This window comes from Bartonella sp. AP4SXKL (assembly GCF_042195845.1).
Lineage (GTDB): Bacteria > Pseudomonadota > Alphaproteobacteria > Rhizobiales > Rhizobiaceae > Bartonella.
On the sequence record NZ_JBHIPA010000009.1, the window covers coordinates 96385 to 104585 of the forward strand.

Here is an 8201-nt window from a genome sequence, read left to right on the forward strand (position 1 = left end):
TCTCTTTCGTATAAGCTTTTTTATGTTTACTTGTACTTTCTCGTCGTCATTTTCAATCTTCATATTTTTGCATTGCCATAATTGCCTTATTTGCTTGAATAAAAAGTAAAAAAATCAAACTGTCTTGTGAGAATATTCTTTTTTAGTTTCTTATGCTTTGTTTATGATGGTGCAATAGGTCCTTTATGCAATGAAAAATTAAGTGAAAAAGATAAAAATGGGGGAATGATTTTGCTCTTCAAATCTTGAAGATAGAAAAATTAAAGATCTTTCTTTCAAATATTTTAGATAAAGATTGGGGAAAATATTTCTAACAAAAAAGTTTTTGGAAGTTCTTAAAGCTCTATTTACTAAAATAGAGCACACTTTCTCATCATTTGTTGCGATTCTTTTCAAAAAGGTTAATGAGGGGTAGGCGTTTGTGAATACGAAGGGTCATACGATCGACCAGGCGACCAAACAGGTTAGGAACGATAAAGTCTTTTCTTTTGTTGAACAGAAAGAGAGAATGGATACTTCTGTAGAAGTAACGATGTCGGATATTGCTCAAAAATTACGCACCGTTTATGCGCAAATGCAAATGAAGCATTCGCCTCGTTCTTTAATGCAGCAGAATTCGGTAGAAGAGCATTTTAAATCTTACTTAGATGATATTAGTCGGGCCATTTTGGCTGAACATTATATACGTCGTCAAAGAGAAAAAAAGCTTTTCCAGTCTTTAGAGCAGATTAAAACAATTGTTCAAAGTTTGCAGAGTGAAAAAAAAAGCTTAGAAGAAGCAGCGGTAACACGACGGGTGTCTCGTTCAAAATCACCTGATTCTGTTGTACAAAAACTTGCTCACATGGAATGTGAGGGAAATCAAGAACGCTTATTACTTCAAAAGGTGCAAAATTATTCGAAAGAAAACAGCATAATTTCACTCCAAACAAATGTTGAAAATACGTTGCAGCAAGAAAATAGAAGCCCTTTGCCCAGTGATGCTCTGCAATCTTCTTTTAAAAAGGTTGAGGGAGTAGTGAAGCATGCTATGATAGAAGAAAAAGGTATGATGGGTGCTCAGGCATCTAATCATTGTATTGAGAATGATTTTTCTTCTTTAAGGACGCAGTCTCGGGAACATGTGTCGTTTTTATCTTATTTGCTAAAAAAAGGTGTTCTTTGTTTTTTAACCGTTGCATTTGTGGTAGCGATAACGTTATGTTTTTATAGCTTTTTAAAAGGAGCTCGTTTTTTTTAATTTTTATGATGTTGATGTTAATAGATGTGAAATGTATTGCGCATTCGTGTTTGTGCGGAAGCTATAGCAACTAAAATTATCCTTTTAAACACGCAACAGAGATTATTGGGAAAGAGGATAATTGGAGAAGGATTCTCTAATTGTAAAAAAACCTCAAATTATCTTGAAGGTTCTGTAAGTGAGTATTTATTTACCAATTGCTGAAATGTCACTCAATATGCTGATCTTGATTGGTATGGGAGTCGTTGCTGGTTTTTTTTCAGGACTTTTTGGAATCGGTGGTGGGTTTCTCATCACGCCGTTATTGATTTTTTATAATATTCCTCCTGCTATTGCTGTTGGAACAGGTGCTAACCAGATGATTGCTTCATCTGTAACAGGAGCAATTACACATTTTAGAAGACGTACGCTCGATATTAAACTTGGTATTCTTTTGGCGATTGGAGGAGGGATTGGTTCTTTAATCGGAATTCAGGTTTTCTCTGTTTTGAAAAAGTTAGGTCAATTAGACTTAATGATTTCGCTTCTTTATGTGATTCTTCTTGGAAGTGTAGGAAGCTTGATGATCGTTGAAAGTTGGTATGATATGATGCGCAAGCGTAAGGCAGGAAAAGCCAATATTCGTCTTGCTGGTCGACATAATTGGATTCATCGCTTACCCTTAAAAATGCGTTTTCGGACATCTATGATATATGTTAGCATTATTCCAGTTTTAGGGATTGGTCTCATCGTGGGGTTGTTGTCTTCTATTATGGGAATTGGTGGGGGGTTCTTTATGATCCCAGCATTGATTTATCTTCTGCGTGTTCCAACCAGTGTGGTGATTGGGACTTCACTTTTTCAGATTACATTTGTGTCTTCTTTCACGACAGTTTTGCAAAGTATGACTAATCAGTCCGTTGATATTGTCTTGGCTTTTTTGTTAATGCTTGGAGGAAGTATTGGTGCGCAATATGGAACACGGGTTGGACGGAAGTTAAAGGCTGAACAATTGCGTATGGCACTTGCATTTTTAGTGTTGATTGTGTGTATGCGTCTTGCTTTTCAATTATTTATACGCCCTGATAATCTTTTCTCTCTGGATATTCTTATGAGATAAAAATGGGTAGATTATTTTCTTTATACATCATTACAGGTTGCTTTTGTTTTATTTCTTTTTCTACATGGTCACATGTTGGGACGCCAGCTACATTCATTGATCAAGTTGACCACGAAACTGTCCAAATTATTGTAACAACGAATACGATTACTGTGGATGCAAATTTTGCTGGTCGTGATCTTTATATTGCTGGTGTTTTAGAAAATATTGATCCGTTATATTCTCGACAGAACCGTTATGATATTGTTGTAAGCTTGGAGGGACAAGATCGGACAATGGTGATGCGAGAAAAAAAACGCAATGCCGGTGTATGGGTCAATACAGATTCTCTTATTTTTAAAAAGGTTCCTCTTTTTTACTCTATGGTCACAACACGTGAAATTGACGATATTACGAGCATTGAAGATTATAAACGCTTAGGGTTAGGATTACTCTATTTGCCATTGCAGACGGATGAACAAGATCAGAAAAAAATACAAACCTTTCGCGATGAACTTATAAAATTGCAAAAAGCTAAAAGCCTTTATTATGAGGAAGTGGGTGGGGTTCGTTTTGGTTCTGACACACTTTTCACAGCGCATTTTCGTTTGCCAGCAAATATCCCGGTTGGACATTATAAAGTTCGTGCTTATCTTTTTCGTGATGGACAGTTTATTGATAGTGCAACAACGACTCTTGAAATTGTTAAAGCACATATCACCTATACAATTTTTTATGCAGCGCACAAGTATCGTTTTTTATACGGTATTGTTGCAGTGATTATTGCTATTACTACAGGATTTTTATGTCGTTTGATTTTTCGAAAAGATTAACGCAAGGAAAATGTTAAGGCTTTTATTTTTTATGAAAAATTCGTAAGATAAGAAAAATAGGCACAACAACAATAGCTCCTGTCATAGTTATATGGAAGAAATTTGTAAGCGTTATAAATCCTGCTTCCCATAGTGATTGAAAAAAATCTACTATTTTTTGTATGAGGTTTCGAGGTGTCCATCCCAAAAAATTCATTACGATGCCAATGAAGAATGAAAGAATAAGCAATTTTAGACTAACGCGGCTTAATTTTTCTCCAAGAAACGCATGAAAAGAATTTAATAATTTTTTTTTTCGCTTCATTCTAAGATACTTTCGAAGATCGTGTTTTTTATTGTATTATCATAGTACAGCGATGTTATTATCATAAAGGAAAAACATTTTTTTATTTTTTCTTACTTTTTTGAGTTTATCACCTTAGTCTGGTTAACGGTGCTGGTTTTTGAAATATACACATGTTTTATTGCATTTTTTGCGATATTTTCATGGCGCTTCTTTTGTTAAATGAAGGGATATCCTTTCGTCTCGAGAATTTGTAGAGAAATTTTATAACGTTTCGATGTTTCACATCAGAGTGAGAGTTGTAGTATATTGAAGATTTTGTAACGAACTTATTATTATCGTGTATAGAAATAATATTTCAAGACAGTTTACTTAAAAAAAGACTATCTATTCTAATAAGGGTGTGCTTATATAGGTATTATATTTAGATATTTCAACCTTAGTGCATTGAAAAGATCTTTTTTCTGAAAAAATGTAAGCAATGAATTGAGTGTTGTTAAAGGAGCAAAGATATTAAAAATACGATGTGGACAAAAGTTTTGTTATGTATGGGTGCGTAAAGGAATATCAGGGGGAGCCCATGCTCCTTTTATTTAGAAATAAAATATAATTTACAAGCTGTTATTTGGCAGAGGATTATGGAAAAATTCAAAATTCCTCTTGTAGGGGGAGGAGGTCATGTCGGTTGATGGGTGAATTTTCCTGTTTTGTTAAAATGTCAAATTGTTAGTAGAGCTCTTTGTTATTAAGGCGCTTAAGCTAACAAAGAAGAGTCTTTTGATGGCATAAAAAGGCGAGAGGAAAGAAGAGACAAGCTTACCCGACAAAAGAGAGAAAATAGTGGTTTTATAGTCTTCAATCGTAGGCGTTATGACATCATGAATAGGCTCTGTTATGGGGGAGCATTCATTGTATGTCAGAGTGTTTGTTGTTGCATGTTTTGGTTTGTCTTGGCTTATAGCCATGGGTAGAAGTCCGTGGTTGGTAAGTGGTGTTGTTTGAAGGTTTTAATAATACTTTGTTTGAGGCGCTTATGGATCATCTAACCTTATTATTAAGCATGTGCTTGTTGTGTGGGAAATTTATATAGTAAACTTTAAAAGGAAAAGTCTATGAACTTGAAGAAAAAAATATTACAAAATAGCAGCTCTCTTGTTTCTGCTTTTATAGCTTTGGCGATGGTTGCACAACAAGTTTCAGCAAAAACACCCGCTGATACCCTTGTGATGGCTTGGAATCTTGATGCAATTAGTACATTTGATCCCGCACAACTTAATGATGTTTATGGAAGTGAAATTGTTCGCAATGTTTGTGATAATTTGGTCAGTACTGCGACAAATGATCCTGCTAAAATGGTTCCCGCTTTAGCAACACATTGGGATGTTTCAGGTGATGATCACAGTACGGTGATTACTTTTCATTTACGTGATGGTTTGAAGTTTAATGATGGTCGATCAGCCAATGCCAATGATCTTCTTTGGAGTATGAAGCGGATTGTCAAATTGAAGATGGGTAATGCGGCAATTTTTAATGAATATGGAATTACAGAGCAAAATGTTGATGATGCTTTGCAAGCCCCAGATAAGAAAACAGTGGTGATGAAATTTGATAAGCCTTATCCAGCAGAGCTCATTCTTAATAATATTGTTGCAAGTCCGGCAACAGCTTTGCTTGATCGTAAGACGATTATGAAGCATGAAAAAGATGGCGATTTTGGAAATCAGTATTTGAAAAGTCATGCTGCTTGTGTTGGTCCTTATCAGTTAAAAAGTTGGCGCTCTGGAGAAGCTCTTTTGTTGCGTGCAAGCTCTCACTATTGGGGACAAGCGCCTAAACTGAAGCAGATTTTAATTCGCCATGTTGCAGAGCCCGGAACACAACGTTTGTTGTTGCAAAAGCACGATATTGATGTTGCTCGTGATTTGACCCCTGAAGATCTTGCAGATCTGCAAAAAACAACAGATGTTAAAATCGAAGAAGTGTTAGAACCATCTATGATGTACTGGGGATTTAACATGACAAATCCTATTTTTGCTAAGGAAAAAGTACGTTTGGCGATGCGTTATCTCATAGATTATGAAGGTCTTGGCAAGAAGCTTCTCAAAGGTGTTGGTGTTCCACGGGCCAGTTTTATTCCTCTTGGCAACTTTGGGGCTTTAGATGAAAAAGAAGGGCAACCCTTTAAACTTGATATTGCAAAAGCCAAGCAGCTTTTAGCAGAAGCTGGTTATCCGAATGGGTTTGAGGCAAATTTTCTCGTATCAAATGCTCCTTATAGGGTGTTGCTTGCTCAGTCACTCCAAGATAGTGCCGCAAAGGCGGGGGTACGTCTTAAAATTGAACGGATGGCCGGTACACAGTTGTTTTCTAAACTTTATGCACGGGCTTTTGATACGATTTTTGTCGGATGGAATAATGATTCTGCGGATCCTCATACTATGGCTTCACGTCTTGTTTATAATCCAGATAATCGGCTTGAGGCAAAAAATACCGCCTATCCTAGTTGGCAATATGGGTATTTGGATGAAACGATGAATCAAAAGGTTCAGGATGCATTGTTTCAAAAAGATCCGCAAAAACGGGCACAACTCTATGCTGATTTACAACGTGAATTGATGCAAAAAGGACCTTATGCGTTTATCTTTCAGAAATATACTGTTATCGCGATGACGCCTGATATCAAAAAGTGGGTTTGGAATAGTGCGCCACATATTTTTTATAGTAAAATTGAAAAATAAGAGTGTCTTCAATGCTGTTCAATAGATAAAGGGCATCGTCATGATATATTCGGCGTATTGTATAAATTTTAAGCTTTGCAATGCGCCGAAGATCATAGGTAATGCGTGATATATTGTTGAATGTCTTTTCAAGACATTCGTTTAAAGATATTTTTCATTCTCATTAGAGGTGTATTTAAGTGGATGTTAAGATCGATATTTCAATTTTTCTGAATTAGAAAGTGGTCAATTTATTTGTTAAAAAACTGAGTATAACATAAAGAAACGAAGTGTAACAAATATCGCGGAATTTAGTGGTGCTAAAGGTGCAAAGGTTTTGCGATGTTGAAGGAAAGTTTTGTTATGGGGGTACACAAGGGATATCAGTTTTTTATGGTGTTTATATTTTCTTTTGCTTTGAAAGATGATGAGATGTCATTTGGAGGGTGTTATTTTACGGGGAGTGATGAAAAAATTAAATTTTCTTTTGAAGAAGGAATAAAAGTCGTTGCATTTGGCAAACTAACGAATTTTTCTGTTTTATCAAATCGTCAAATTGTTATGAAGGCTCGTTGTTATTAAGGTACTTGAGCTAAAAGGGGTAGTGCTTTGATGGTATAGAAAACGCCGGAAGAAATACGAGACAAGCTTGCTTAACAAGATAGAAAAAATACAGGTTTTATAGTCTTCAATAGTAGGCGTTATGATATCGTGATTAAGCTCTGTTGTTGGTGAGCATTCATTGTATATTAGAGTGTTTTCCTTTGTATGTTTTAGTTTGGCTTATAAGTGTAGACAAGAGGAGTCATTGGCAAGAGGTGCTTGTTCTTGAAGATTTTAAAGTTTGGTCTTTAGGAACCTATCGTTCGTCTAAACTTAAATTAAGCACGTTTTGCTGCATGGAGAATTTATACAATAAACGTTAAAAGGAAAATTCTATGAACGTGAAAAGAAAAATATTGAAAAAGGGCAGTTCTTTTGTTTCTGCTGTTCTTGCAATGGGGATGTTTGTGCAACAAGTTTCAGCAAAAACACCCGCCGATACGCTTGTGATGGCTTGGAATCTCGATCCAATAAATACATTTGACCCTGCACAACTCAATGACCGTTATGGAATTGAAGTGGTTAACAATATTTGTGATAATTTAGTCGTTTCTGCTACAGATGATGCGGCTAAAATGGTTCCCTCGTTAGCGAAGAGTTGGGATGTTTCAAGTGATGATCAGAGTACGGTGATTACTTTTCACTTGCGTGATGGTTTAAAGTTTTATGATGGTCGTCCTGCAAATGCCAATGATCTTGTTTGGGGTATGAAGCGGGTTGTCAAATTGAAATTGTCTAATGCAGCAACATTTAATGAATATGGGATTACAGAACAAAACGTTGATGAGGCTTTTCAAGCACCGGATGACAAAACGGTGGTGATGAAATTTGATAAACCTTATCCAGCAGAGCTCATTCTTAGCAATATTTCCACTAATCGCACTACTGCCTTGCTTGATCGTGAGACACTCATGAAAAACGAACAAGATGGCGATATGGGAAACCGATATTTGGCCAGTCATTCTGCTTGTGTTGGTCCTTATCAGCTAGAGAGTTGGCGCCCTGGAGAAGGAATTTTGTTGCGTGCAAGCTCCAATTATTGGGGGGAGGCGCCTAAATTGAAGAAGATTTTAATTCGCCATGTCGCGGAGCCTGGAACGCAACGTTTATTATTGGAAAAACATGATATCGATGTTGCACGTAATCTGATGCCAGAGGATTTGGCAGATCTCCAAGCAACAACGGATATTAAAGTTGAAAAAGTGTTGGCGCCCTCCATGATCATATGGGGATTTAATGCGACAAATCCAATTTTTGCCAATGAAAAAGTGCGTTTGGCGATGCGCTATCTTATTGACTATGAAGGACTCGGTAAGACTCTTCTCAAAGATGTTGGTATTCCACGTGCAAGTTTTATTCCTCTTGGTAACCTTGGAGCTTTGGATGAAAAAGAGGGACAACCCTTTAAACTTGATCTCCAAAAAGCAAAGCAACTTTTAACAGAGGC

Annotated in this window: 7 protein-coding genes; 6 read left to right on the forward strand and 1 reads right to left on the reverse strand. The window is 36.4% G+C overall.

The features are described from left to right. Nucleotides 1-421: 421 nt before the first annotated feature. The 3 genes from ACFIMI_RS06220 to ACFIMI_RS06230 all read left to right on the forward strand — a co-directional run bounded on the left by ACFIMI_RS06220 (nt 422) and on the right by ACFIMI_RS06230 (nt 3151). Nucleotides 422-1240 carry a hypothetical protein gene (locus ACFIMI_RS06220; protein ID WP_375692347.1) on the forward strand — a complete coding sequence of 273 codons (819 nt, stop codon included), beginning with the start codon at nt 422-424 and terminating at the stop codon, nt 1238-1240. Between the two features lie 178 nt (nt 1241-1418). Further along, entirely contained in the window at nt 1419-2339 is a 921-nt protein-coding gene (locus tag ACFIMI_RS06225; protein WP_375613503.1) for a sulfite exporter TauE/SafE family protein, read from the forward strand. Nucleotides 2340-2341: 2 nt separating this feature from the next. Next, nucleotides 2342-3151, forward strand: a complete 810-nt coding sequence (locus ACFIMI_RS06230) for a TIGR02186 family protein (RefSeq protein WP_375613504.1) — start codon at nt 2342-2344, stop codon at nt 3149-3151. Between the two features lie 22 nt (nt 3152-3173). Here the strand turns inward: ACFIMI_RS06230 and ACFIMI_RS06235 are convergent, their stop codons facing one another. Continuing rightward, nucleotides 3174-3455 carry a DUF6460 domain-containing protein gene (locus ACFIMI_RS06235; RefSeq protein WP_375613505.1) on the reverse strand — a complete coding sequence of 94 codons (282 nt, stop codon included), beginning with the start codon at nt 3453-3455 and terminating at the stop codon, nt 3174-3176. Between the two features lie 1091 nt (nt 3456-4546). Here ACFIMI_RS06235 and ACFIMI_RS06240 point away from each other — a divergent pair. The 3 genes from ACFIMI_RS06240 to ACFIMI_RS06250 form a co-directional block, all read left to right on the forward strand. Further along, nucleotides 4547-6172, forward strand: a complete 1626-nt coding sequence (locus tag ACFIMI_RS06240; protein WP_375628239.1) for an ABC transporter substrate-binding protein — start codon at nt 4547-4549, stop codon at nt 6170-6172. Nucleotides 6173-6544: 372 nt separating this feature from the next. Further along, a complete protein-coding gene (locus tag ACFIMI_RS06245; RefSeq protein ID WP_375613875.1) occupies nt 6545-6733 on the forward strand; it encodes a hypothetical protein in 189 nt (62 codons plus the stop codon). A gap of 356 nt (nt 6734-7089) precedes the next feature. Beyond that, nucleotides 7090-8201, forward strand: a 1112-nt coding sequence (locus tag ACFIMI_RS06250) for an ABC transporter substrate-binding protein (RefSeq protein ID WP_375692348.1), incomplete at its 3' end; no start/stop codon positions are given.

Excerpts from the sequence above, each read along its gene's own strand:
- ACFIMI_RS06245 (WP_375613875.1), top strand. The coding sequence starts at position 6,545 with ATGGTGTTTATATTTTCTTTTGCTTTGAAAGATGATGAGATGTCATTT.
- ACFIMI_RS06235 (WP_375613505.1), bottom strand. The coding sequence starts at position 3,455 with ATGAAGCGAAAAAAAAAATTATTAAATTCTTTTCATGCGTTTCTTGGA.
- ACFIMI_RS06230 (WP_375613504.1), top strand. The coding sequence starts at position 2,342 with ATGGGTAGATTATTTTCTTTATACATCATTACAGGTTGCTTTTGTTTT.
- ACFIMI_RS06240 (WP_375628239.1), top strand. The coding sequence starts at position 4,547 with ATGAACTTGAAGAAAAAAATATTACAAAATAGCAGCTCTCTTGTTTCT.